Consider the following 2,008-nt stretch of genomic DNA (forward strand, 5'->3'; position numbering starts at 1 on the left):
ATAGATTAGGCGGTATACTGATTTTGGATGGGATTTCCTCAAGATCATCCCGGTTGTGTAAAGGAATTTCCTTATGTGACTCTACTCCGCTAAGATAATCGCTTAAATAATACTCGACTCTTGCAAGATTCATTTCGTCCAGCACAATGAAATGCGGCTTCTCCCTCTCCTTATGAGCATGTAAAAGTACTCTTAAAAACTCCGTCATAATATACCTGTTTTCAAAAGAACTGTAATACCCGAACAAAGCAGTTCCATCCGTCCAGTCCGGCCGAACAGGAATGATAGACAAATAGGGATTGTCGGCTTCATAAGGCAGCCCATACACCGCATTCGCATAAAGCTTGGCCAGCTGTGTCTTGCCAGTTCCCGAGATACCGCTTAGAATCACAAAATGCTTGTCGTTCAAGGCAGTCAAATTCAGATGCAGATCGCGAATCAAATCTTTATCAAAAGTCAGGGAACAATTCTGAATGGTCTCAAAAATCACTGAAAAATTAAAATTACTATTGTAATCAACCGTTTCCTCTGAATCTTCATCTACCAAAGTGTCTGATGTTGCTTCATCCGTTATGACCTGGTTTTCAGGAAATTTAAAACTCCCCCGGCCGCTCACATGGGCAAACAAAAGTGCGGCACACACAAACCTGCCTTTAATTACCGCTAGATCTTCTTCAAACTGCTGCTCGAAGTTGTTGTATGTTCCAATCAAATATTCACTATCATGCCGCACTTGTATATTGTGCTCTTTTAATAAATCAAGCGCGCGATGCTTTAAAGTCTCGTTATCTTGATTGTGCATCTTGAAGGACTTTGGAATCCACCATTCCTTGCGATTATCGTCAAGGAGCACCGAGACATCGGCATAAATATAATCCTAAATTTCGAAAGCCCATCGTAACGGTAATCATATAAGCGCTTCTAGCGCCCATAGTGAATATTTGTGGATCTTTTTCCAGTGATTCACCGAGTATTTTCGATTTGAGAATGCACACTCCCCCTCCCCACAAGAAGGGGCTTTAAAATTCCCATGTGAAATTATGGATGATTTCACTCTAGTGCAGCCACTCTAGCTTCGATCCGTTTCCAGACATGCCGATTGGTAAAGTCCTTCACCAACTTCAGAACCACTCGACGGCTGTGCTGGATAATCTTCGCGGCGCAGTGGAAGAACTCTAAGCGAAACCGTGCAATCGTATATCCTTGGTGAATGGGCTCGCAACAATCCTGTTTGAATCGCTCATAGAGGTTGTAAGCCAACAGTTTGATGAGCAAGTCGAGTTCGTTGGCTTCAAAGTCACCGGTCGCAATTCGATCTATGGAAAACCCACGTTTTGCTTCCTTGATGTAGTTTTCCATGCAGCAGCGCTGGTTGTAGAACCGCCATAAGTCGATCGGTTCCCATTCCAGATTGGTGACGATCGCTTCATATTGCCAGTCGGTATCGAAGATGAGGCGCGTTTGACCGTCTTCCATTACTCGTGCCTTGCGAATGATCGCCACACGACGTAGCTTTTTCCAAGAAGTTGCTTTGTAAAGAAGCGTAATACCTTCGATGACCCATTCTTCATCATCGACAAAGCGCTTCCAGTAACGACAAGCGGCCACTTCGGCTGCGAGACGTTTCGTCCACTTGAGCTTGCCAACGTATCCGATTCGTTTGCTTTCCCACAGTTGGTAGAAGTCTTCGCCTCCGAATCCCTTGTCAAATCGGGCGTACTTCACCGAACGATCACCGATCAGATCAAACGTCTGCTCTAGAAAAGAAGCAACGCCGGTCGAAGAGTGGGTGTTGCCTGCGCGGAGGACGGCATTCAGACATAAGCGTGATTGTCCTTCAAAAGCTAGCAAGGGATGGTAGCTCTTCCGGCCAGGCTTGTGTGGATTCGTTCCTTTTGCGGCTCCCGATTGATGGCCATACACAGTTTCCACCGTAGAGTCTAGATCCAAGATCAGTTCGGATGGCAGACAAGGACGAATGACCTCCTGATTGACTTTTCGTAAATCT

At 45.4% G+C, this 2,008-nt stretch carries 1 protein-coding gene and 1 pseudogene; both read right to left on the bottom strand.

Annotated elements, in window-relative coordinates; genetic code table 11:
• A pseudogene (locus POTG_RS24420) lies at positions 1-802 on the bottom strand (hypothetical protein); the annotation flags it as partial.
• A 248-nt stretch (positions 803-1,050) separates the two neighbouring features.
• Positions 1,051-2,008, bottom strand: a 958-nt coding sequence (locus POTG_RS14975; RefSeq protein ID WP_036645742.1) for an IS1380 family transposase, incomplete at its 5' end; no start/stop codon positions are given.

This window comes from Paenibacillus sp. oral taxon 786 str. D14 (assembly GCF_000159955.1).
In the GTDB taxonomy this organism is placed as follows: domain Bacteria; phylum Bacillota; class Bacilli; order Paenibacillales; family Paenibacillaceae; genus Fontibacillus; species Fontibacillus phoenicis.